Origin of the sequence: Barrientosiimonas endolithica (genome assembly GCF_030296655.1) — a bacterium.
Taxonomy (GTDB): domain Bacteria; phylum Actinomycetota; class Actinomycetes; order Actinomycetales; family Dermatophilaceae; genus Barrientosiimonas; species Barrientosiimonas humi.
Genome location: NZ_AP027735.1, coordinates 3,172,756 through 3,194,743 on the forward strand (window position 1 = coordinate 3,172,756; position 21,988 = coordinate 3,194,743).

A 21,988-nucleotide genomic window follows, 5' to 3' on the forward strand; every position below is an offset into this window, starting at 1 on the left:
GTGAGCGCTCGTGACGGCCCAGGCGACCCGGGTCCGCCAGTCGCGCACCGGCCGGTCGAACGGCCAGTGGGCTGTCGACGGCCGTGAGCCACTGAACCACAACGAGGAGTTCAAGGCCGAGGACAACGGCCTGAACGTGCGCGAGCGGATCGAGAAGGTCTATGCGCGTGAGGGGTTCGACGCGATCCCCGCCGACGACCTGCACGGCCGCTTCCGCTGGTGGGGGCTCTACACCCAGCGCAAGCCGGGCATCGACGGCGGCCGCACCGCCCAGCTCGAGCCGCACGAGCTCGAGGACCGCTTCTTCATGCTGCGGGTGCGCTCCGACGGCGAGCTGCTCTCCCCCGCCGCCCTCGCCGTGCTCGGCAGCATCTCCACCGACTTCGCCCGCGGCACCGCCGACATCACCGACCGGCAGAACATCCAGTACCACTGGATCTCCGTCGAGGACATGCCCGAGATCTGGCGCCGCCTCGAGACCGTCGGCCTGGAGACCACCGAGGCGTGCGGCGACACCCCGCGCGGCTTCCTCGGCTCCCCCGTCGCCGGCGTCGCGGCCGACGAGATCATCGACCCCACGCCGGTCATCGCCGAGATCAAGCGCCGATACCTCGGCGACCCCGAGCTCGCCAACCTCCCGCGCAAGTTCAAGTCGGCCATCACCGGCCACCCCAGCCTCGACGTCGCCCACGAGATCAACGACGTGTCGCTCGTCGGCGTCGTGCACCCCGAGCTCGGCCCCGGCTACGACCTGTGGGTCGGCGGCGCCCTGTCCACCACCCCCGCCTCGCGGAGCGGCTCGGCACCTTCGTCACCGCCGAGCAGGCGCCCGACGTGTGGCACGGCGTGATCCGCATCTTCCGCGACTACGGCTACCGCCGGCTGCGCACCAAGGCACGACTGAAGTTCCTGCTCGCCGAGTGGGGGACCGAGAAGTTCCGCGAGGTGCTCGAGAACGAGTACCTCGGATACCGCCTCGCCGACGGCCCCGCCCCCGCGCGCGCCACCTCGCCCGGCGATCACGTGGGCGTGCACGAGCAGAAGGACGGGCAGTCGTACGTCGGCGCAGCCCCGGTCGTGGGCCGTGTCAGCGGGTCGACGCTCACCGACGTCGGCACGCTGGTCGAGCGGGTCGGCGCGAGCGGGGTTCGCCTCACCGCCCACCAGAAGCTGGTCGTGCTCGACGTGCCGAGCGACCGGGTCGAGGAGCTGGTCGAGGGGCTGGAGGCGATCGGCCTGAGCACCCGACCGAGCCCGTTCCGCCGGAACACGGTGGCCTGCACCGGGATCGAGTTCTGCAAGCTCGCGATCGTCGACACCAAGGACACCGCCGCGGCGACCATCGCCGAGCTCGAGCAGCGCCTCGCCGGTGTCGCGCTGGACACGCCGATCTCGTTGCACGTCAACGGATGCCCCAACTCGTGCGCGCGCATCCAGACCGCCGACATCGGCCTCAAGGGGCAGATCATCACGACCGACGACGGCGAGCAGGTGCCTGGCTTCCAGGTGCACCTCGGCGGCGGTCTCGCGTCCGACGACCGCGAGGAGGGCGGCCTCGGCCGCACCGTGCGCGGGCTCAAGGTCGCCGCGGCCGACCTGCCGGACTACGTCGAGCGAGTCGTACGCCGGTTCCTGGCCGAGCGCGACGGCACCGAGACCTTCGCGACCTGGGCCCACCGAGCCGACGAGGAGGCGCTGCAGTGACCGCGACGACGACCCGCCGACCGGTCGACGAGCTGAGAGCCCTTGCGGCACAAGGGGCTTCGGACCTCGCGGGCCGCGACGACGACGCGCCGGCCATCGCGGCCTGGGCGGCCGAGCACTTCCCGGGCCGGCTCGCCGTGGCCTGTTCGATGGCCGACGCCGTGCTCCCCTATCTCGTCGCCGAGCACGCCCCCGGGGTCGACGTGCTCTTCCTCGACACCGGATACCACTTCTCCGACACGCTCGTGACCCGCGACCTGGTCGCCGAGCAGCTCGACATCAACGTCGTCGACGTGAAGCCGCGGCTGACCGTCGCCGAGCAGGACGCCGAGCACGGCGTCGACCTGTTCGCCCGCGACCCTGCCGCCTGCTGCCGCATGCGCAAGGTGGAGCCGCTGCGCGACTCGCTCGGGGCGTACGACGCCTGGGTCACCGGCGTCCGCCGCGACGAGGGGCCCACCCGCGCCGACGCACCGGTCGTCTCCTTCGACGAGACGTTCGGCCTGGTCAAGATCAACCCGCTCGTGACCTGGAGCCTGGAGGACCTCTTGCGATTCTCGAACGAGCACCGGCTCCCGGTGAATCTGCTTGTCACCAATGGCTATCCGTCGATCGGGTGCGAGCCGTGCACCCGACCCGTCGAGGACGGCGCCGACGCGCGGGCCGGCCGCTGGTCGGGCTTCGCCAAGACCGAGTGCGGGCTGCACGCATGAGCGCGCTGGCGAGCACCGAGGTCGAGCCGCTGCTGCTCTCCCAGCTGGAGACGCTGGAGAGCGAGGCCATCCTGGTCATCCGCGAGATCGCGGCCGAGCTGGAGCGGCCGGTGCTGCTGTTCAGCGGCGGCAAGGACTCCGTCGTGATGCTCCACCTGGCGCGAAAAGCGTTCTGGCCCAGCCCGATCCCGTTCCCGGTGCTGCACGTCGACACTGGCCACAACTTCCCCGAGGTGCTGCAGTTCCGCGACGAGACCGTCGCGCGCATGGGGTGCGGCTCGTCGTCGCCTCCGTGCAGGACTACCTCGACGACGGCCGCCTCGCCGAGCGCGCCGACGGGAACCGCAACCCGCTGCAGACCCAGCCGCTGCTCGACGCCATCGTCGACAACCGGTTCGACGGCGTCTTCGGCGGCGGCCGGCGCGACGAGGAGAAGGCGCGCGCCAAGGAGCGGGTGGTCTCGCTGCGCGACGAGTTCGGCCAGTGGGACCCCAAGAACCAGCGGCCCGAGCTGTGGTCGCTGTTCAACCCGCGGCACCGGCCAGGCGAGCACGTGCGCGTGTTCCCGCTGTCGAACTGGACCGAGCTGGACGTGTGGCGCTACATCGAGCGCGAGCAGATCGAGCTGCCGCCGCTGTACTACGCCCACGAGCGCGAGGTCTTCCAGCGCGACGGCATGTGGCTCGCGGTCGGCCCGTGGAGCACCCCGCGCGACGGCGAGCAGGTCGAGGTGCGCACCGTGCGATACCGCACCGTCGGAGACATGTCGTGCACCGGTGCGGTCGAGTCGCCCGCTCGCAGCGTGAGCGACGTGGTGGCCGAGGTCGCCGCCTCCACCCTCACCGAGCGCGGCGCCACGCGCGCCGACGACCGGATCTCCGAGGCCGCCATGGAGGACCGCAAGAAGGAGGGCTACTTCTGATGAGCACCCTCACGAACGCGACGAGCGGGTCGCAGGCGCCGACCCTGCTCCGGCTCGCCACCGCCGGCTCCGTCGACGACGGCAAGTCCACCCTGGTGGGCCGGCTGCTGCACGACACCAAGTCGGTGCTGGCCGACCAGTTCGCCGCCGTCGAGCGCATCTCGCGCGACCGCGGCCTGTCCTCCGCCGACCTCGCGCTGCTCACCGACGGCCTGCGCGCCGAGCGGGAGCAGGGCATCACCATCGACGTGGCCTACCGCTACTTCGCCACGCCGCGGCGCTCGTTCGTGCTCGCCGACTGCCCCGGCCACGTGCAGTACACCCGCAACACCGTCACCGGCTCCAGCACCGCCGACGTCGTCGTGCTGCTGGTCGACGCCCGGCACGGCGTGGTCGAGCAGACCCGACGCCACCTGGCGGTCGTCGCGCTGCTGCGCGTCCCGCACGTGGTCATCGCGGTGAACAAGATCGACCTGGTCGACTTCTCCGCCGACGTCTTCGCCGACGTCGACGCGCAGGTGCAGCAGGTGGCCCGCGAGCTCGGCATCCCCGACGCCGTCACCGTGCCGGTCAGCGCCCTCGACGGCGACAACGTCGTCGAGCGGTCCACCCGCACCCCGTGGTACGCCGGCCCCGCCCTGCTCGAGCTGCTCGAGGACCTGCCCACGGCCGAGGAACCCGACGCCGAGCCGTTCCGGATGCCGGTGCAGCTCGTGCTGCGCCCGCAGACCGCCGCGCCCGTCCCCGCCCTGCGCGACTACCGCGGCTACGCCGGTCAGATCGGGTCGGGCGTCGTCGCCGTCGGCGACGAGGTCGTCGTCCTGCCCTCCGGGCGCCGCACCCGCGTGTCCGGGATCGACCTCGGACCCGACGAGCTGACCCGGGCATACGCGCCGCAGTCGGTGGCCGTCCGACTCGCCGACGACGTCGACGTCTCCCGCGGTGACGTGATCGTCGCCGCGTCGAGCGTCCCCGAGCTCACCCGCGAGTCCGACGCGCTCCTCGCGTGGCTCGACGAGCGTCCGCTGCAGCCGGGCGCGCGCGTGCTGGTCAAGCACGGCGCCCGCACCGTGAAGGCGATCGTCGACCGCGTCGACAGCCGCCTCGACCTCGAGGCGCTGGCGCTGCAGCCCACAGAGTCGTTGGGGCTCAACGACATCGGGCGGGTGTCGCTCCGGCTGGCCGGCCCGCTCCCGCTGGAGCCCTACGCCGACTCGCGCCGGCACGGCTCGTTCCTCGTGATCGACCCGAGCAGCGGCGGCACCCTCGCCGCCGGCATGGTCGGCGTGCCCGGCATCTGGGCGAGCGACGTGCTGCCCGACGCCGACGCGGCCGAGGACTGGCTGGCGTCATGACCCTGCCCCTCGTGCTCGACCTGCGTGACCGCCGCGTGCTGCTGGTGGGTGGCGGACCCGTGTCGGCACGACGGGCCCGAACCTTCGTCGACGAGGGCGCCGCCGTGCGCGTCGTCGCCCCGTGGCTGTGCGAGGAGCTCGTCGAGCTGTGGCGCGCCGAGCGGGTCGAGTGGGTCGAGCGCGACTACGCCGGGCCGACCGACCTCGACGGCGCCTGGCTCGCGCACACCGCGACCGGCGACCCGCAGACCGACCGCGCCGTCGCCGACGACGCGCACGCGGCCCGGGTCTGGTGCATCGACGCCACCTCGGCCGAGCGCACCGCAGCCGCCGTGCCCGCCCGGGCGCAGGTCGACTCACCCGACGGCACGGTCACGGTCGCGACCCACGTGGGCGGCGACCCGCGTACGGCCAGGGCGGCGACCCAGCAGGTCGCCCGGCTCGTCGACGAGGCCATCAGCGACGGGCGAATCTCCTTGCAGCGCAACCGAACTCGCGAGTCCGGCTGGGTCGCGCTGATCGGTGGCGGGCCGGGCTCCGACGGGCTGCTGAGCCGCCGCGCGCACGAGCTGCTGGCCGTCGCCGACGTGGTGGTGATCGACCGGCTCGCGCCGACCGGCGTCGTGTCGAGGCTGCCCGAGAGCGTGCGCGTGATCGACGTCGGCAAGACCGCCGGCCACCACCCCGTCCCGCAGGACCGGATCAACCAGATCCTGGTCGCGGAGGCCGAACGCGGCCTCGGCGTGGTGCGGCTCAAGGGCGGCGACCCCTACGTCCTCGGCCGCGGCGGCGAGGAGCGACAGTTCTGCGAGGAGCACGGTCTGCCGGTCGAGGTCGTCCCCGGGGTGACCTCGGCGATCGCCGTGCCCGCGGCGGCCGGCATCCCGGTCACGCATCGCGGAGTGGCCCGCGGCTTCACCGTCGTGACCGGCCACGAAGACGTTCCGGCGCTGCCTACCGGCGGTGACCACACGCTCGTGCTCCTCATGGGCGTGGCCGGACTGCGCCGCACGGCCGGGCTGCTGATCGCGCACGGCCGCGACCCCGAGTGTCCCGTCGCCATCGTGGAGCGCGGATTCCTGCCGGACCAGCGCACCACCGTCGGCACGCTCCGCACGATCGCCGACCGCGCCGACGAGGTGGGGGTCGAGGCCCCCGCCGTCATCGTCGTCGGCGACGTCGTGCGACTCGCCACGCAGCACTGACCCGCACCCTTCTCTCTGCTGCATCGCACCGCACTGCTGAATCGCACCAGACCCCAAGGACTTTCATCATGAACAAGCTCATCGTGCTTGCGCTCGTCGGCTTCGGCGCGCAGCTCGTGGACGGCGCCCTCGGCATGGGCTACGGCGTCACGTCCACGTCACTGCTGCTCGTCGCCGGGCTGTCACCCGCCGCCGCCAGCGCGTCGGTCCACTTCTCCGAGCTCGGCACCACGCTGGTGTCGGGCGCCTCCCACTGGAAGCTCGGCAACGTCGACTGGAACCTCGTCTGGCGCCTCGGCGTGCCGGGCGCGGTCGGCGCGTTCGCCGGCGCCACCGTGCTGTCGCGGCTGTCGACGGAGGCCGCCGCGCCGATCATGGCCGGGCTGCTGCTCGCGCTCGGCGTCTACATCCTCACCCGCTTCGCCGTACGCCCGCCCAAGGCTGTCGTGCACGCCGCCCGGTCCCCGCACGGGTCGAAGTTCCTCGCCCCGCTCGGCGTCGTCGGCGGGTTCGTCGACGCCACCGGTGGCGGCGGCTGGGGGCCGGTGTCGACGACCGCACTCCTGTCGGCGGGCCGCACTAAGCCGCGCCAGGTCATCGGCTCGGTCGACACCTCCGAGTTCCTCGTGACCGTCTCGGCGAGCATCGCGTTCCTCATCGGCCTCGGCAGCGCCGGCATCGACTGGACGTTCGTCGGGGTGCTGCTGCTCGGCGGCCTGTTCGCGGCACCGGTCGCGGCCTGGCTGGTGAGCCGGCTCCCCGCGGCGGTGCTCGGCACGGCGGTCGGCGGGCTGATCATCATCACGAACCTGCGCACCCTGGCCAAGGAGTACGACGTCCTCGGCGACCACCGCGGCCTGCTCTACCTGGTCGTGGTGGCGCTGTGGCTCGGGTTCGTCGGCCTCGCGGTCGCCCGCTACCGGCGTACGGCGGGGGCCGAGGCGACCACCGACGAGCGGGACGAGGACGCGCTCACCCGCGCCTGACGTACGGGCTCCGGCGCCATCCCCACACGCGCGGGGGTGGCGCCGGCGGACGTGCGGTGAGCCAGGATGGACCCATGACCGACCAGCCTGAGCAGACGCCCGAGCAGGGACGAGACGAGACCCCCGAGTCGCAGCGCGTGGTGGTCGTGACGCCCGACGGCATGGGTGTCGCGCAGCCGCAGGCCGACGGCGATGACCCCGACGGCAACCCGCACAACCCTGCCGACCAGGTCGAGCAGCCCGCGAAGGTCATGCGCATCGGCTCGATGATCAAGCAGCTGCTCGAGGAGGTCCGGAACGCGCCGCTCGACGACGCCGGCCGCAAGCGGCTCGCCGACATCCACCGGCGCTCCCTCGGCGAGCTCAAGGAGGGGCTGTCCGACGACCTCGTCGAGGAGCTCGAACGCCTCGCGCTGCCGTTCACCGAGGGCACGCCGAGCGACGCCGAGCTGCGCATCGCCCAGGCCCAGCTGGTGGGGTGGCTCGAGGGGCTGTTCCACGGCATCCAGACCGCGTTCGTCGCCCAGCAGATGGCCGCGCAGGCGCAGCTGCAGGCGATGCAGCGCGGGCTGCCGATGGGCCGCGCCGGCCAGGGCGGCCCCGGTGGCCCCACCGGCCAGCCGGGGATGCCCGGGATGCCCACCGGCCGCCCCGCCGACGACAGCTCCGGCCCCACCGGCCAGTACCTCTAGCTCCCGCTCAGCCCCGCCCCGCCCGGCCGCGGTCCGGTCGGCCCCGATCGGGGAGGGGCGGCCCACTTACTCGAGGGGCGGCCCAGTTAATAAGGGGGCCGCCCCTCGATTATCTGGGCCGCCCCTGCTCTGACCTGGGACGATGCGCTACCGCCGGGGTGACGATGCCGGCAGGCGCGCAGCGCGGCCAGCCGCTGCCGGAGGAGGAGCCGTGGCCGCGTGCGCTACAGCTGAGCCTTGATGTCGTCGAGGTAGGTGGAGACCTCGGCGTAGACGCCCGGGGCGCCCGGGTCGGCGCAGCCGCGGCCCCACGACACGACGCCGATGAGACGACCGCCGGCCACGAGCGGGCCGCCGCTGTCGCCCTGGCAGGAGTCCTTGCCGCCCTCGGGGTAGCCCGCGCAGATCTCGCCGCCGGGGTTGTAGCTGTTGCCGTAGGCGCTGCTGCAGGTCGCGTCGCCGAGCACCGGGACGTCGACCTTCTGGAAGGTGTTCGCCGGGCCGGTGCCCTCGGTCTTGCCCCAGCCGTAGACCGTCGCGGTGACGTCGCTCTCCCCGACGCTCGGGTCCTCGTTCAGCGGGAGCGTCGGCACCCCGTCGAACGGGCTCGCGAGCGTCACCACCGCGACGTCCCCGCCGCCGCGGCCGTAGTTCGGGTCGGACCAGATGCTGGAGATCTTCGACTCCCGGCCGACGCTGGTGTCGGTCAGCGCGTCGCGGCCCTGGATCGCGGTCCACTCGCCGGTGCTCGTGCCCTCCACGCAGTGCGCGGCCGTCACGACCTTGTCGGGAGCGACGAGCGTGCCGCCGCAGTACTCCCCGTCGGGTCGGGCGAGTTCACGTTGGACAGCTGGATGGCCCACGGCGTGTCGGCGGTCTGGGCGAGGTCGCCGCCCACGATGTCGCCGGTGCCGCCGCCCGGGTCCTCGACGGCGTGGGCGCTGCTGACCGGGAGCGCGATGGCGGCGGCGCAGCTCAGGCCCAGGAGCCCGGCGCGAAAACGGTTGATCTGCATGGGTGTTCCCCGATTCCGTTCGAAGGTTGGACGCGCTCGACGTTAGGAGCGAGCGGTTCTGAACGGGACCAACGGAACGTCAGGACTGGGCAAAGAGAGGGGTGCGGGATGGTCTCGATACGCCCGCTCGTTCCTCGCGGGCTACTCGACCGGCTTGGGGGCCGGGCTACTCGACCGGCGTGGGGGCCGGGTTACTCGACCGGCGTGGGGGCTCGACCGGCTCGGGGGCCGGGCCTCACTCGTAGAGGACGTACTCCGGCTGCGGGGAGAGGGCCAGCACCTGCTCGGCGGTCATGAGCGGTCCGGACCGCGCGTCCTCCTCGAAGAAGAGCTTGAACCCCTTGCGGACGTACGACGGCGTCTGGGCGACGATCATGTCGTACGCCTTCTTCTTGTCCGCGGGGCTGCCGATGCCGTCGATGCTCTTGACCAGCGCGATGCCCGGGTGCTGCTTGAGGTCGGTCTCCTGCGAGACGATCGACAGGTGCAGCTGGTGGTAGAGCATGACCTTCTCCGGGAGGTCGTGCTTGGTCACCAGCCCGGAGAGGTAGCGGGCGCACTCGTCGAGCGCCGCGCCGGTCGTGCTGCCGAAGACGCGCCCGGGGACCTGCCCCTCCTTGACCGACCACTCCGGGTCGAGCGCCACGCCCACGTCGGGCTGGGTCAGGTAGCTCTCGAAGTAGCGCACCTCGTCGATGAACTCGGCCCGCCCGGGCTGGATGTTGAGCAGCAGGATGCCCTTCGCCCGCCGCGCGGCCGCGAGGTAGGTGTCGACGACCGACCGCTCGACGCGCGAGCGATACATCCCGTCGGCGCCGGGCTTGGGGTGCACGAGCGTCGCGATCAGCTCGACGACGGGCAGGATCTTGCGTCCGGCCGCGAAATCCGTTGACTGGCGCAGCATCTCATCGACCCGGGCGTTGAGGTCGTTGCCGGCGCCGAGCCGGCCGAGCGCCGGCGACGCGGGCGACCCGCTGTACCCGAACAGCCGGTGCGCGGGGAAGATCGTGCGGCCGCCGGTCGGCAGGGTCGGCCGCGGCGTCGGTGTCGCGGTCGCGCTCGACGCGCTCGGCGCACCGCTGCCGCGCGCCGAGGACGCGCCGGTGCTCCCGCCGTCGGTCGTGCAGCCCGCCAGACCGGCGGCGGCGATCGAACCCATGAGCATCGTGCGTCGCGAAGGCGACTTCCCCGAACAGACATTGCCCCAAGGCTACGTCGGGACGTACGCCCTCCTCGCCGGGGAGATCCCTCACCCGGCCGGCCCACCCCCGCGGGCGAGGGGCGCGCGGGCCGGGCGATGGCGTACGACGTCGGCCGGTCAGTCGAAGACGACCCGGCCCGCCTGGGGCACGGTGTGCGCGGCGCGCACCGCGTCGAGGATGCGCTGCGTCGGCTGGTCGGGGTCGGGCACCTCGTCGGGGCGGAACCAGGCGGCGCCGACGGCCTCGCTCGCGAGGGCCAGCTGCGGCTCGCGGTCGGCCCGCACCCGGTAGATCACGTCGACGTGGCGGTACTCGGGGTCGACGACCGTCGCGAACACGTCGCCGGGCTCGATGCGCAGACCGGTCTCCTCGCGCAGCTCCCGCACGACCGCCTCGTGCGGCTGCTCGCCCCGGTCGACGAGGCCGCCCGGGAGGCTCCACCCGCCGCGGTGCAGCTGGCGCAGGGTGAGGATGCGGCCGTCGTGCTCGACCAGCGCGACCGCGCCGATGCTGAACGTCGGCGCCGCGAGGTGCACGATGCCCCAGCTCAGCCGGGCCGGCAGCAGCCGGAAGACGGTCATGCCCAGCCGGCGCACGGCGCCCGGGCGGCCGGCGCTCACGGCGGGTCCCCGTCGGGCCGCAGCAGGTCGGGCAGCGTGCGGTGGTGCGCGCGCACCGCGAGCGAGGCGTTCTTGACGACGGCCACGAGCGGCACCGCGACGAACGCACCGAAGACGCCCGCGAGGATGGTGCCGGCCGTGACGCTCACCAGGATCGCGAGCGGGTGGATGTCGACCGCCTTGCCCAGGATGATCGGGTTCAGCAGGTTGCCGAACAGCTGCACGATCAGGATCAGCGCGACGATGACCAGGATCGCCGTCGCGACGCCCTCGCTGACCAGCGCGATGAGCGCGACGACTGCCCCCGCGACGAGCACGCCGATGAGCGGCACGAGCGACCCGAGGAACAGCAGGATCGCGAGCGGCACGACCATCGGCAGCCCGGCGATCATCATGACCGGCACCATCGCGAGGGCGTTGATCGCGGCGAGCAGCACGAGCGACTGCATGTAGCGGGTGAGGGTGCGCCACGCGGCGACGCCGCCCTCGGTCGCGTGCGCCCGGGTGTGCGGCGGGAAGATGCCGACGAGCCAGCGCCAGATCTTGCCGTCGTCGAGCAGCAGGAACAGCACGGCGAACAGCGTGAAGACCGCGCCCGAGATCACCCCGAGCGCGCTGGTCGCGGTCTGCAGGAAGCCGGAGGTGAGCGCCGAGCGGTTCTGCGAGAGGGTGGCGCCGAGCTCGGTGGTGTAGCGGCCGGCCTCGGCCTCGCTGAGGCCGAACGGTCCGCCGACGAGCCAGTCGCGGATCGTGCCGGCGGCCAGCTGCAGCTGGTCGCGCATGTCGCCCGCCGAGTGCGCCACCTGGGTGCCGACGAACCACATCAGCGCGGTGATGCCGCCGGTGCCGAGCAGGAAGACCAGCACCGCTGCGAGCCCGCGCGGGACGCCGCGACGCACCAGCCAGCCCACGGGCGGCTGCAGCAGCGCGGCGATCATCACCGCGACCGAGACGGTGATCGTGACCAGGCTGACGCTGTTGAGCAGCCGGACGAGGACGTACAGCGCCGCGACGATCGCGACGAAGCAGACCGACCACCACGCGGCGACGCGCACGCCGAACGCGACCTCGAGCCGCGGATCGCGCGGGTCTCGCCGCAGGTCCTCCCGCGGCGCGCCGGGCGTGCCCGGCGGGGTGTCGGTCATGGCCCGAGCCTGCCAGGTGACCCGTCGCGGACGGGAGGCGGCGCCACGATGTGGCTCACCCGGCGGCGACCATCGCCCGGCCCGCCGCGCGACCGCTGAACAGGCAGCCGCCGAGGAACGTGCCCTCGAGCGCGTTGTAGCCGTGCACCCCGCCGCCGCCGAACCCGGCGACCTCGCCGGCGGCGTACAGACCCGGCACGGGCGACCCGTCGGACGCGAGCGCCCGGCTCGACAGGTCGGTCTGCACGCCGCCGAGCGTCTTGCGGGTCAGCACGTGCAGCTTGATGCCGATGAGCGGGCCGGCCGCGGGGTCGAGCACCCGGTGCGGGGTGGCGACGCGGCTGAGCCGGTCGCCGCGGTAGCGCCGCGCGTTGTGGATGCCCATGACCTGCGCGTCCTTGGTGAAGGGGTTGGTGATCTCGCGGTCGCGCGCCTCGATCTGCCGCTGCACGACGTCGAGGTCGAGCAGCGGGGTGTCGGTGAGGGCGTTCATCCGCGCGACCAGCTCGGGCAGCGCGTCGGCGACGACGAAGTCCGGGCCGTGCTGCTTGAACGCCTCGACCGGCCCCGGCGCGCCCTTGCCGACGCGGGTGCGCAGCAACAGCTTCAGGTCGCGGTTCGTGATGTCGGGGTTCTGTTCCGAGCCCGACAGCGCGAACTCTTTCTCGATCATCTTCTGCGTCACGACGAACCACGAGTGGTCGTGCTCGGCGAGGCCGGGAGCGGTGCGCAGGTGGCGCAGCGTGCCGAGCGTGTCGTAGCCCGGCAGGCACGGCGCGGGCAGCAGCCGCCCCAGCGCGTCGAACCACAGCGGCGAGGGCCCCGGCAGGATGCGGATCGCGTGCTGCGGCCAGACCGGGTCCCAGTTGCGGATCCCCTCGGTGTAGTGCCACATGCGGTCGCGGTTGACCAGCCGCGCGCCGGCCTGCTCGGTGATCGCGAGCATCCGCCCGTCGACGTACGCCGGCACACCCGTGAGCATCCGCGCCGGCGGCGTGCCGAGCCGGTCGGGCCAGAGCTGGCGCACCAGGTCGTGGTTCGCGCCGATGCCGCCGCTGCTGACCAGCACCGCCGGGGCGCTGAGCTCGAACTCGCCGACGGCGTCGTCGTTGCTCGGCGCGCCGCGCGGGGCGTCGTCGGGCGCGAGCACGGTGCCGCGCACGCCGGTGACGGCCCCGTCGGTCGTGACCAGCTCGTCGACGCGGTGCCGGTGGAAGAAGGTGACCCGGCCGTCGCGCGCCGCCTCGAGCGCCCCCTCGACGAACGGCCTCACCACGCCGGTGCCGGTGCCCCAGGCGATGTGGAAGCGCGGCACGCTGTTGCCGTGCCCGGTCGCCCGACCGTCGCCACGCTCGGCCCAGCCGACCATCGGTGTGAAGCGAATCCCCTTGCCGCGCAACCAGTCTCGCTTCTCTCCCGCGGCGAACTCGACGTACGCCCTCGCCCAGCGATGCCCCCACGTGTCCTCGTCGTCGAGCCGGTCCCAGCCCGCGGAGCCCTGCCAGTCCTGCCAGGCGAGCTCGAAGGAGTCCTTGATGCCGAGCCGCCGCTGCTCCGGCGTGTCGACGACGAACAGGCCGCCGAACGACCACCACCCCTGCCCGCCGAGGTTGGCCGCCGACTCCTGCTCGACCACCGCCACCCGCTTGCCGGCGGCGACCAGCTCTCCGACGGCCACCAGCCCGGCGAGCCCTGCCCCGACGACGATCGCGTCCGCATCCATACCTCGCGAACCTACTCGGACGTACGCTGCCGCGCCTCCCGCGCAGCCTGCCCCGTTCGTGCATGAAACCGGGTTTCGCGTCTTTGACCCTGATGCATCGGGGTCACATCCACGGAACCCGGTTTCATGCGGTTGTGGGGGGCGCCGCGCGGGCGGGGTGCCGGCCCGGCGCACTAGCGTGAGGCCGACCGCGTCCGGACCAGGGAAGGGGGATGCGTGGCCGAGCCGTCCGCCGACGCCCTCGCCGACGAGGCCGCCGCGCTGTACGCCCTCCTCCCCGCCGAGTTCGTCAAGGCGCGCGACGCGCGGGCCAAGCAGCTGCGCGCCGACGACAAGGACCTCGCGGCGCAGGTGAAGGCGCTGCGCCGGCCCACCGTGGCGGCCTGGCTGGTCAACCTGCTGGCGCACGAGGCCGGCGCGCTCGACCCGCTGCTCGGGCTGGGAGCGGCGCTGCGCGAGGCGCAGTCGCGTCTCGACACCGCGACGATGAAGCAGCTGTCGGCGCAGCGCCCCGGCATCGTCGGCGACCTCGCCGACCGAGCCGCCGGGCTCGCGGCCGACCGCGACCCCTCGTTCGGCGACACGGCGACGATGCGCGAGCAGGTGATCGCGACCCTCACCGCGGCCCTCGCCGACCCGATGGCCGAGCAGGCCGTGGCGAGCGGACGGCTGGTGTCTCCGCTGTCGTACGCCGGGTTCGGGGAGGTCGAGATCGGCGACGCGATCGCCACTCCCCTGCGCGCGGTGCCCGACCCCGCAGACCGCGCGGTCGCGAAGCCGAGATCCGTTGCCCCCCAAGCCCGTACGCCCTCCAAGCCGCCCCGACGCACCGCACCGCCTGCCGAGCCCGGCAGCACCGCCCAGCCCGGCAGCGCCACCGACCCCGACGTCACCGACACCGACGAAGCGCCCGAGCCCGAACCCACCGGACCCTCCCCCGCCGAGATCGCCGCCGCGGAGCAGAAGGTCGCCGAGGCCGAGCGCCGGCTCGAGGTGGCCGAGGCGTCGCTGGCGCAGGCCCGGGCACGCCGCGCGGAGGCCCGCCGCGCGCTGGAGGCGGCGACGGCCGCGCTGGAGGACCTGCAGGACGCGTGACCCCCGCGGCGGTGATCCGACGCACCGGGTCCGCCCCCGAACCCGCACGGTTCGGCAAACTGGCCCGCGATGCGCACTCGACCCCTGCCGTCCCGTGGCACCACGCTCCGTGGCACCACGCTCCGTGGCACCGCTCTCCGTGGCGCCCCGCTCCGTGGCGCCGCCGTGCTGGCCACCGCGGCGGTCACCGTCGGCTCCCTCGCGGGCTGCGGGGGCGAGCCGTTCCGCCCCGAGCGCGACCTCGGCGTCGCCTCGCCGACCATCGCGTCGCCGCCGCCCACGCAGAGCGCGCGACCCACGTCGGGCCCGAGCTCGACCCCGACCACCGGCTCGCCGACCGTCACGACGAGCACCGGGCCGAGCCTGCCCTCGCTGCCGACCGCGCAGGAGCGTCCGGGCGCGAGCGCGAGCACCGCCAGCCCGGCCAACCCCACCCCCGGCAGCACGGCCACGGCCCCCGCGCCGGCCCCCGGCCCCACGAGCACCAGCCCGCGCCCGGGCACCGCCGCGCCCACGGCCACCCCCACACCCACCTCGACGCCGCGACCGACGGTGACGCGCACCACCCGGCCCACCGGCGAGCCGAGCCGGCCGAGCAGCCCCACCCGCACCCAGCGTCCGCCGTCGCCCACCAGCACGACCGCCCGGCCGACCACCCCGCCGCCGACCACGTCGTCGCCGACGAGCAGCACGCCGCCGGCCGCACCGGCGTACCTCGACGAGCTGGGCGGGCCCGGCTCGGGCCCGGTGACGATGGGCGGGACCACCTACGGCCACTCGATCAGCGCCAGCGCCTGCACGATCTTCTCCAAGCAGCCGACGTACGCCTGGAGCCTCGACGGCCGATACTCCGCCTGACCGGCGTGGTCGGGCAGGACGACGGGTCGGAGTCGCGCGAGGCGGTGCTGCGCCTGGTGGTGCGCGGCGACGGACGCACGCTCGCGTCGCGGACCGTGCGCTACGGCCAGACCTCGAGCCTCGGCGTGAGCGTGGCGGGCGTGCAGCGGCTCACGGTGAGCTTCACCGAGGTCGAGTGCGCGCCGGGCGAGGGCGCCGCACTGGTGCTCGGCTCAGGGAAGGTCGGCTGAGCGCCGACCGGCGACACCCGGAGCCCCGACGAACGACATCGCCGGAGCGCCGACCGGCGACGTCACCCTGCGACAGACGTCAGTTGGCGACGCCGAGCCGCTCCTGGCAGTAGTTGCGCAGACCGCGCGCCGCGGAGTTGAAGTCACCGGTACGCACGCTCCGGCGGTTGTCGCGGGCCTGCTTCATCTTGTCCAGCTCGGACGCGGTGCCGCGCGCGCGGGAGGCGAAGCCGTTGTCGTTGGTGTCGTCGGCGAGGTCGCGCAGGTCGTCGGCGGTCGAGCCCATCGTGCGCGCGGCCGAGTCGAGCTCGCCGGAGTCGCCCGACCTCACCGCCGAGTTCCACTGCCGCGTCACGGCGCTGAGCTTGCCGGTGGCCGAGATGCAGTCACCCGCGAGCGACACGTTGAAGCTGCTGCTCGGGCTGGTCGAGCGCGAGCTGGTGCGCGAGGAGCTGGACGAGGTCGACGTGCTCGACGGGCGGGTCGAGGTCGACGACGGCCGCTCGCTGGTGGAGGTCGTGGTCGAGGTGGACGAGCTCGTGCTGCTCGACGTGGACGTACTGCTCGTCGTGGTGCTCGACGTGCTGCTGCTCGACGTGGTCGTCGTCGGCGTCGCCGAGGTCGACGTCGGAGCGGCCGACGTGGAGGTCGGCAGCGAGGTGTTGGTGGTCACCTCGGGCTCGTCGGAGCAGCCGGCGAGGACCAGCGGGATGGAGAGGGCTGCGGCGATCGCGACCGAGCCGCGCGAGGTGACCTTCATGGTTCCTTCCAGGATCTGCTGTCGGTCCCGGACGGGTCCGGACCGCCCTCCACGATGCCCCGGCGCGACACGCCGTGACAAATCCGTGACCTGGTCCGGCGATGGCGTACGCCCTCGGCCGGCTCCGCCGGTCAGCCCGCGCCTCCCCGCCGCCCGGCCTGGCGCGGCTGGCCGGCCTCGTCCGGCAGCAGCCCCTGCGACCCCAGCCAGCCCACGATCTGGTCGCGCACCCACGCGGGGTCCTCGAACATCGGGCAGTGGCCGAGGTCGTGGCCCTCGGCGTAGGTCCACGACGGGTGCCGCTGCGCCGCGGCCCGAGCCGCCTTGACGCTGACCAGCTTGTCCTTGTCGCCGTGCAGCAGCAGCACCGGCTGGGTGAGCCCGCCGAGCAGCCGCTGATAGCTCGGCGCCCGCAGCCCGGTGAGCACCACCGACCGCGCCGCGGCGAGGAAGCTCGGCGTCGCGGCGCCCGTGTCGTCGGCCACCCGGCCGCGCGCCAGCTCGACGTGCCGGTCGATCAGCCACCGCGGCACCTTGCTGAGGTGAGCGACCACGAGGGCGAACGTCTCCGTGGTCAGCTGCTCCGGCGTGAGCCGCTTGGCGCGCCCGTCGATGAGCCGGCGCCCGATCGGCGGCACGAGGTAGAGGCCGAACACCGCGAGCACCATCGGGTGCGGCCGCTGCCGCGGGTGCTGCGGCAGCACCGGGTCGACGAGCACGACCGCGCGCACGCTGTCGGGCTCGGCCGCCGCCTGCATCGCGGCGAGCAGCCCGCCCATCGAGTTGCCGACGAGCACGACCTCGCGCAGGTCGAGCGCGCGCAGGAACCCCGCCAGCAGCCGCTGGTTCTCGGCGACCGACGCCTTGCGCGGGTCGACCTTGGTCAGGCCGAAGCCGCCGAGGTCGAGGGCCAGGACCCGGCCGTACGCCTGGAGCAGCGGGGCCAGGGAGTCCCAGTTGGTCAGCGCTCCCCCGAGGCCGTGCACGAGCACGAACGTCGGGCCGTCCTGCGGGCCGGGGCGCTCGGTGTAGCGCACCCGCGTGCCGGCGACGTCGACCCACTGGTCGGGGACGGCGGGCGGCGCGGCCTCGTCGCGGCCAGGCACCTCACTCACCGGGGAACCCGCCGGCCTGGCTGCCGAGGACGGGGTTGTACTCCCGGATGCGGCGCTCGGCGATCAGCCCCTCGCGCTGGAACGGGTCGGCGTCCATCATCGCCGTGACGGCGTCCTCGTCCTCGCCGCGGACGATGATCAGAGCGCCCGCCGGGAAGTCGAGGTACGGCCCCGACAGCAGCACCGAGTCCTGCCGGCCGAGGTAGGCGCGGTGCTCGTCGCGGTGCTTGTCCCGCCCCTGGTCGTCGTCGGTGTAGGTGTACTCCACGGTGAAGATCGCCATTGCTGGATCGTAGGCCGCAGCGTCGTCGGGCTCAGGCGGTGGCGCAGACCTGGGCCGGGGCCGGGGAGTCCCCGGGCGCCACCTCGTCGGCCGCCTCGGCCGCCTCGGTCGCAGCGGGCGCGGCGCCCCGGGCGCGCACGGCGACCAGCAGCAGCGCCAGGCCCAGCGCGGCGAACCCGCTGCCGACCCACAGCGGCGACACCCAGCCGAGGCCGGCCGAGATCGTCAGCCCCGACACCCAGACGCCGAGGAAGTTGCCGACGTTGAAGGCGGCGATGTTGGCCGAGGAGGCCATGGTCGGCGCGTGGGCGGCGTGCTGCAGCACCCGCATCTGCAGGCCGGGCACCGTGCCGAAGCCGAGGAAGCCCATCGCCGCGAGCAGCGCGGCCGCGGCGAACCGGTTGTCGCTGAGCAGCGCGAACGCCACGAGCACGACGACGAGCCCCGCGGTGAACGTCACGAGCGTGCGGGTCAGGGCGCGGTCGGCGAGGCGACCGCCGAGCAGGTTGCCGGCGAACAGGCCGACGCCGAACAGCACCAGCAGCCACGGCACCGCCGACTCCTCGAACCCGGTGACGCGGGTCAGCAGCGGCTCGATGTACATGAACGCCCCGAACATCCCGCCGAACACCAGCACGGTCATGCCGAGGGAGAACCAGACCTGACCGTTGCGGAACGCGGCGAGCTCGGTGCGCAGCCGCGGCCGTGGCTGGTCCGAGGCGACGGCCGGCACGAGCGCGGCGATGCCGGCGAACGCGACGACGCCGACGACGGTGATCACCGCGAACGCCGCGCGCCAGCCCCACGCCTGACCGATCGCCGTGCCGAGCGGCACTCCGGCGACGTTGGCCAGGGTCAGGCCGCCGAACATGATCGAGATGGCGCCGGCCTTCTTCTCCGGCGCGACCAGCGAGGCGGCGAGCACCGACCCGATGCCGAAGAACGCGCCGTGCGCGAGAGCCGCGAGCACCCGGCCACCCAGCAGCAGCCCGTACGTCGGCGCGAGGGCGCTGAGCGCGTTGCCGGCGGTGAACAGCACCATGAGCGCGAGCAGCGCCCGCTTCGGCTCCCAGCGGTTGACGACCGGGGTGAGGGCGAGCGCGCCGACGACGACCGCCAGCGCATAGCCCGAGACGAGGTATCCGGCGGCGGGGACGGTGACGCCGAGGTCGCTCGCGACCCGCGAGAGCAGACCCGCGATGACGAACTCGGTGAGACCGATGCCGAAGCCGCCGAGAGCGAGGGCGACGAGGCCGACAGGCATGAGGACGAACCTTCCGTGGAGAGTGTCTTCGCCGTTATAGCGCGTGTGCAACTACCGGCGTGAGCAGCAAGTTAGTTGCATGCGCGGGTTATTGCAAGTCGCCTGTATGCTGGGCCCATGGGAATCGCCGACGGCGCCGTGGAGGTGCGCGCCTCGGGCTGGCGCACGCTGGCGGCGCTGCACGGGCGCATCGAGGCCGCGCTGGAGCGCGAGCTGGTGCGCGAGCACGGCCTGTCCGTGGTCGAGTTCACCGTGCTCGACGCGCTCTCCCGCCAGGACGGCTGGCACATGCGCATCTCCCAGCTGGCGCGCGCCGCGGCCCTGTCGCCGAGCGCCACGACCCGCCTGGTCAACCGCCTCGAGGACCGCGGCCTGCTCACGAGGGTGCTGTGCGCCGACGACCGCCGCGGCATCTACACCGAGCTCACCGCCGCCGGCAAGAAGGCCTACCGCGCCGCGCGCCCCACGCACGACCGGGTGCTGAGCGAGGCCCTCGACGAGGCCGCCGAGGTGCCCGAGCTGGCCGAGCTGGTCGGCTTCCTCCACCAGCCCGCCCCGGTCTGACCGGGCACGCCTGCGCGCGGTGGCGCGGGCGTACGAGGCGGGGCGGAGGGTCGTACGTCGGCGCCGGCCGAGCGGGTCGGCCGGCCCGGTCACGGGGTCGGGTGCTGGGCGTCGTAGCGCAGGAACCCGCGCTGCCACGCCGCCAGCGCGAGCACCGCGACGACGCACAGCAGCCCGCCGACGATCGCGGCCCACGCCTCGGTCGAGACGGTGGCGAGCGACCCGGCCACGACGTCGCCCAGGCGCGGGCCGCCGGCCACCACCACGACGAACACGCCCTGCAGCCGGCCGCGCAGGTGGTCCGGGGTGGCGGCCTGCAGGATCGTGGTGCGGAAGACCGCGCTCACCGAGTCGGCAGCCCCGGCGCCGGCCAGCGCGAGCGCGCCCAGCCACAGCGCCCACCCGCTCGGCAGCGCCCCGTGCGCGGCGGCGACCGCGCACCCGAAGCCGACGATCGACACGCCCCACAGCGCGACCGAGACGATGACGGCCAGGCCCTGCCGGCGTACGCGACCGAGCGGACCGGACACCAGCATCGCGACCACCGCGCCCACCGCGACGGCCGCCGACAGCACGCCCACGGTCTTCGCGCCGCCGCCGAAGCTCAGCACCGCGACCGCCGGGAACAGGGCGCGCGGCTGGGCGAGGATCATCGCGCAGAAGTCGGCGAGGAAGGTCATCCGCACGTTGGGGCGCGTCCCGAGGAAGCGCAGCCCGTCGAGCACCGAGGCGAGGCCCGGCCGACGCCGCACCGCAGCAGGGTCGGCGGCCGGATCCGCTTCTGGCGGAATGGGTTCCAGCCGCAGGATCCCCCAGACGGCGAAGGTGAACAAGGCGGCGTCGACGGCGTAGGCGGTGACATAGCCACCCCAGTCGACGAGCAGCCCGGCGAGCAGCGGGCCGACGGTCATCGAGATGTTCATCGCGGTGACGCTGAGCGCGTTGGCGGCCGGCAGCAGCGACCGGTCGAGCAACCGCGGATAGATCGCCGAGCGCGCCGGACTCACGACGGCGAAGCCGGCGTTGTAGAGCCCGACGAGCAGGTAGAGCACGCTGACGTGGGTGTTGCCGAGCGCGGCCTGCACGGTGTTGAGGATGGAGACCGCCCACAGCAGCAGGCCGGCGGCGAGCGCGACCTTGCGCCGGTCGTAGTGGTCGACGATCGCCCCGCCGTAGAGCCCCATGACCACCAGCGGCACCAGCGCGCACAGGCCGACGATGCCGACGGCGAACGTGGACCGGGTGATGTCGTAGACCTGCAGCCCGATCGCGACCGTGGCCAGCTGCGCCCCGACCCCGCTCAGCGTGAAGCCGGTCCACAGGCGGCGGTAGGAGGGCTGACCCGCAGCGGGGTCAGGTCGAGCAGCACAGGCACGCCGGAAGGCTATGCGCCGCGGGCCGACCCCCGACGGCGGTATGCCCGCCGCACCCGCAGCCCCTCGCGCACGTCCTCCAGGGCCGGGTCGACGAACGCGCGGCGGTAGGCCCGGTCGGCGCTGCTGCCGGCCGCGAAGTTGAGCGCCGAGAAGGCCGCGAGGAACAGCGAGACCTGCACCAGCGTGCGGCTCGCCGGCAGCCGGCCGGGCCAGCCGTCGAACCGTGCCGGCGGGCGGCCGACCCACTGCTGCACGGTGCCGTCGGGGATCGCGAGCATGCCGAACGCGACGAGGAAGCAGAAGACGAGCGCGCTGAAGATCACGACCTGCATGAGCGTGACGAGGATCGAGACCGCCAGCACGTTGAGCCGCTCGGCCCGCCGCAGCGGCGGCACCGGCTCGTCGCCCTCGCGCTCGTGCTCGCGCACCACCGTGCGCACCTCGTCGCGCGCGTTGACCGCGACGAGCACCACGCACAGCGCGGCCAGCACCCCGACCGCGGCCCAGGTGCGCGCCATCGACAGCCGGTCGGCGATCTGCCACATCTCGGCGTTGAAGAAGACGAACAGCACCGCGAGCATCAGGACCGGCAGCACCCGCGACACCATCGGGCCGAGCCGCCCCAGCTCACGGACCGCGCGGCGGCCGGCCCAGGCGAGCATCGTGCCGAGCCCGGCGTACGTCGCCGCCAGCACCGCGACCGGGATCAGCACCCGCACGGGCCACGGCGGAGTCGGGTCGGTCACGAAAACCCTTGGCGCCAGGACGATCCCGAGCATGCCGACCACGGAGACGACGGGGCGTGCGGGGCGCGGCAGCCGGCGTACGACCAGCACGGCCAGCCACACGACGAGCGGCGCCGCGAGGAGCACCGCGAACCCGACGGCCAGGGCCGGGAGGCGCGGGTCGTCGACACCCACGGCCACCTCGTCGGCCAGCTCGGCCGCCGTGAAGCGGGCGCTCGCCCGGGCGAGCAGGGCGTAGCCGACGCACGCGACGGCGAGACCGACGAGCAGGGCGGCGGTGCGGTCGAGCAGGGCCCGCGCACGCACGCTGGGCTCGAGCAGCAGCGGAAGCCCCAGAGATCGCAGCCGGTCCTGGGCGGCTCGTGCCGGCGACGCGACCAGCCGGCTCGGCGTGCTGCCGGTCATCCGGCTCTCC

The 21,988-nt window shown here is 73.8% G+C and carries 21 protein-coding genes and 2 pseudogenes; 11 read left to right on the plus strand and 12 right to left on the minus strand.

Going from position 1 to position 21,988, the window contains the following annotated elements; genetic code table 11:
• Window positions 1-10 precede the first annotated feature (10 nt).
• From QUE40_RS16055 to QUE40_RS16085, 7 genes and pseudogenes are all read left to right on the plus strand, one after another.
• Window positions 11-1,704 (plus strand): annotated as a pseudogene (locus QUE40_RS16055) (nitrite/sulfite reductase).
• A complete protein-coding gene (locus tag QUE40_RS16060) occupies window positions 1,701-2,417 on the plus strand; it encodes a phosphoadenylyl-sulfate reductase (protein WP_289231581.1) in 717 nt (238 codons plus the stop codon). Before QUE40_RS16055 ends, QUE40_RS16060 begins: the two are co-directional and overlap by 4 nt.
• Window positions 2,414-3,339: pseudogene (cysD, locus tag QUE40_RS16065) on the plus strand (sulfate adenylyltransferase subunit CysD). The gene QUE40_RS16060 and the pseudogene cysD overlap by 4 nt, the downstream one beginning before the upstream one ends.
• Entirely contained in the window at window positions 3,339-4,694 is a 1,356-nt protein-coding gene (locus QUE40_RS16070; protein ID WP_289231582.1) for a sulfate adenylyltransferase subunit 1, read from the plus strand. The pseudogene cysD and the gene QUE40_RS16070 overlap by 1 nt, the downstream one beginning before the upstream one ends.
• Window positions 4,691-5,899: a uroporphyrinogen-III C-methyltransferase gene (gene cobA, locus QUE40_RS16075; protein WP_289231583.1), complete on the plus strand. Its 1,209-nt coding sequence runs from the start codon at window positions 4,691-4,693 to the stop codon at window positions 5,897-5,899. Before QUE40_RS16070 ends, cobA begins: the two co-directional genes overlap by 4 nt.
• Before the next feature lie 68 nt (window positions 5,900-5,967).
• Entirely contained in the window at window positions 5,968-6,885 is a 918-nt protein-coding gene (locus QUE40_RS16080; protein ID WP_289231584.1) for a sulfite exporter TauE/SafE family protein, read from the plus strand.
• Between the two features lie 74 nt (window positions 6,886-6,959).
• Entirely contained in the window at window positions 6,960-7,577 is a 618-nt protein-coding gene (locus QUE40_RS16085) for a bacterial proteasome activator family protein (protein WP_289231585.1), read from the plus strand.
• Between the two features lie 224 nt (window positions 7,578-7,801).
• On the opposite strand, the gene QUE40_RS16090 is transcribed toward QUE40_RS16085, so the two are convergent.
• From QUE40_RS16090 to QUE40_RS16115, 6 genes are all read right to left on the minus strand, one after another.
• A complete protein-coding gene (locus tag QUE40_RS16090) occupies window positions 7,802-8,356 on the minus strand; it encodes a S1 family peptidase (protein WP_289231586.1) in 555 nt (184 codons plus the stop codon).
• Window positions 8,353-8,592, minus strand: coding sequence for a hypothetical protein (locus tag QUE40_RS16095; protein ID WP_289231587.1), 240 nt, complete (start codon window positions 8,590-8,592; stop codon window positions 8,353-8,355). The genes QUE40_RS16090 and QUE40_RS16095 overlap by 4 nt, the downstream gene beginning before the upstream one ends.
• Window positions 8,593-8,827: 235 nt before the next feature.
• Window positions 8,828-9,751 carry a hypothetical protein gene (locus tag QUE40_RS16100; RefSeq protein WP_289231588.1) on the minus strand — a complete coding sequence of 308 codons (924 nt, stop codon included), beginning with the start codon at window positions 9,749-9,751 and terminating at the stop codon, window positions 8,828-8,830.
• Window positions 9,752-9,910: 159 nt separating this feature from the next.
• The gene (locus QUE40_RS16105; protein ID WP_289231589.1) at window positions 9,911-10,414 is read right to left on the minus strand and encodes an NUDIX hydrolase; all 504 of its coding nucleotides are present in this window, start codon (window positions 10,412-10,414) and stop codon (window positions 9,911-9,913) included.
• Window positions 10,411-11,559 (minus strand): AI-2E family transporter, encoded by a 1,149-nt coding sequence (locus tag QUE40_RS16110; RefSeq protein ID WP_289231590.1) that lies wholly within the window; start codon window positions 11,557-11,559, stop codon window positions 10,411-10,413. Before QUE40_RS16110 ends, QUE40_RS16105 begins: the two co-directional genes overlap by 4 nt.
• A 55-nt stretch (window positions 11,560-11,614) precedes the next feature.
• Window positions 11,615-13,282, minus strand: a complete 1,668-nt coding sequence (locus QUE40_RS16115; protein ID WP_289231591.1) for an FAD-binding dehydrogenase — start codon at window positions 13,280-13,282, stop codon at window positions 11,615-11,617.
• 216 nt (window positions 13,283-13,498) lie between these two features.
• Between QUE40_RS16115 and QUE40_RS16120 the strand changes: the two genes are divergently transcribed.
• The 3 genes from QUE40_RS16120 (at window position 13,499) to QUE40_RS16130 (ending at window position 15,465) form a co-directional block, all read left to right on the plus strand.
• Window positions 13,499-14,377, plus strand: a complete 879-nt coding sequence (locus QUE40_RS16120; RefSeq protein WP_289231592.1) for a hypothetical protein — start codon at window positions 13,499-13,501, stop codon at window positions 14,375-14,377.
• 165 nt (window positions 14,378-14,542) lie between these two features.
• Window positions 14,543-15,235, plus strand: coding sequence for a hypothetical protein (locus QUE40_RS16125; RefSeq protein WP_289231593.1), 693 nt, complete (start codon window positions 14,543-14,545; stop codon window positions 15,233-15,235).
• A 5-nt stretch (window positions 15,236-15,240) separates the two neighbouring features.
• Window positions 15,241-15,465 (plus strand): hypothetical protein, encoded by a 225-nt coding sequence (locus tag QUE40_RS16130; protein WP_289231594.1) that lies wholly within the window; start codon window positions 15,241-15,243, stop codon window positions 15,463-15,465.
• 79 nt (window positions 15,466-15,544) lie between these two features.
• On the opposite strand, the gene QUE40_RS16135 is transcribed toward QUE40_RS16130, so the two are convergent.
• The 4 genes from QUE40_RS16135 to QUE40_RS16150 form a co-directional block, all read right to left on the minus strand.
• A complete protein-coding gene (locus QUE40_RS16135) occupies window positions 15,545-16,225 on the minus strand; it encodes a hypothetical protein (RefSeq protein WP_289231595.1) in 681 nt (226 codons plus the stop codon).
• Between the two features lie 131 nt (window positions 16,226-16,356).
• On the minus strand, window positions 16,357-17,340 hold the full coding sequence (locus QUE40_RS16140; RefSeq protein ID WP_289231596.1) for an alpha/beta fold hydrolase: 984 nt from the start codon (window positions 17,338-17,340) through the stop codon (window positions 16,357-16,359).
• Complete coding sequence (locus tag QUE40_RS16145) at window positions 17,333-17,623, minus strand: YciI family protein (RefSeq protein ID WP_289231597.1); 291 nt, start codon at window positions 17,621-17,623, stop codon at window positions 17,333-17,335. Before QUE40_RS16145 ends, QUE40_RS16140 begins: the two co-directional genes overlap by 8 nt.
• A gap of 31 nt (window positions 17,624-17,654) precedes the next feature.
• Window positions 17,655-18,887 carry an MFS transporter gene (locus tag QUE40_RS16150; RefSeq protein ID WP_289231598.1) on the minus strand — a complete coding sequence of 411 codons (1,233 nt, stop codon included), beginning with the start codon at window positions 18,885-18,887 and terminating at the stop codon, window positions 17,655-17,657.
• Window positions 18,888-19,004: 117 nt separating this feature from the next.
• Between QUE40_RS16150 and QUE40_RS16155 the strand changes: the two genes are divergently transcribed.
• Entirely contained in the window at window positions 19,005-19,451 is a 447-nt protein-coding gene (locus QUE40_RS16155) for a MarR family winged helix-turn-helix transcriptional regulator (RefSeq protein ID WP_289231599.1), read from the plus strand.
• A gap of 89 nt (window positions 19,452-19,540) precedes the next feature.
• On the opposite strand, the gene QUE40_RS16160 is transcribed toward QUE40_RS16155, so the two are convergent.
• The gene (locus QUE40_RS16160; RefSeq protein WP_433997090.1) at window positions 19,541-20,869 is read right to left on the minus strand and encodes an MFS transporter; all 1,329 of its coding nucleotides are present in this window, start codon (window positions 20,867-20,869) and stop codon (window positions 19,541-19,543) included.
• Window positions 20,836-21,978 (minus strand): hypothetical protein, encoded by a 1,143-nt coding sequence (locus tag QUE40_RS16165; RefSeq protein WP_289231600.1) that lies wholly within the window; start codon window positions 21,976-21,978, stop codon window positions 20,836-20,838. The genes QUE40_RS16160 and QUE40_RS16165 overlap by 34 nt, the downstream gene beginning before the upstream one ends.
• Between the last annotated feature and the right edge of the window lie 10 nt (window positions 21,979-21,988).

Excerpts from the sequence above, each read along its gene's own strand:
- QUE40_RS16095 (WP_289231587.1), bottom strand. The coding sequence starts at position 8,592 with ATGCAGATCAACCGTTTTCGCGCCGGGCTCCTGGGCCTGAGCTGCGCC.
- QUE40_RS16085 (WP_289231585.1), top strand. The coding sequence starts at position 6,960 with ATGACCGACCAGCCTGAGCAGACGCCCGAGCAGGGACGAGACGAGACC.
- QUE40_RS16100 (WP_289231588.1), bottom strand. The coding sequence starts at position 9,751 with ATGGGTTCGATCGCCGCCGCCGGTCTGGCGGGCTGCACGACCGACGGC.
- QUE40_RS16135 (WP_289231595.1), bottom strand. The coding sequence starts at position 16,225 with ATGAAGGTCACCTCGCGCGGCTCGGTCGCGATCGCCGCAGCCCTCTCC.
- QUE40_RS16155 (WP_289231599.1), top strand. The coding sequence starts at position 19,005 with ATGGGAATCGCCGACGGCGCCGTGGAGGTGCGCGCCTCGGGCTGGCGC.
- QUE40_RS16110 (WP_289231590.1), bottom strand. The coding sequence starts at position 11,559 with ATGACCGACACCCCGCCGGGCACGCCCGGCGCGCCGCGGGAGGACCTG.
- cobA (WP_289231583.1), top strand. The coding sequence starts at position 4,691 with ATGACCCTGCCCCTCGTGCTCGACCTGCGTGACCGCCGCGTGCTGCTG.
- QUE40_RS16145 (WP_289231597.1), bottom strand. The coding sequence starts at position 17,623 with ATGGCGATCTTCACCGTGGAGTACACCTACACCGACGACGACCAGGGG.
- QUE40_RS16165 (WP_289231600.1), bottom strand. The coding sequence starts at position 21,978 with ATGACCGGCAGCACGCCGAGCCGGCTGGTCGCGTCGCCGGCACGAGCC.
- QUE40_RS16150 (WP_289231598.1), bottom strand. The coding sequence starts at position 18,887 with ATGCCTGTCGGCCTCGTCGCCCTCGCTCTCGGCGGCTTCGGCATCGGT.
- QUE40_RS16115 (WP_289231591.1), bottom strand. The coding sequence starts at position 13,282 with ATGGATGCGGACGCGATCGTCGTCGGGGCAGGGCTCGCCGGGCTGGTG.
- QUE40_RS16080 (WP_289231584.1), top strand. The coding sequence starts at position 5,968 with ATGAACAAGCTCATCGTGCTTGCGCTCGTCGGCTTCGGCGCGCAGCTC.
- QUE40_RS16070 (WP_289231582.1), top strand. The coding sequence starts at position 3,339 with ATGAGCACCCTCACGAACGCGACGAGCGGGTCGCAGGCGCCGACCCTG.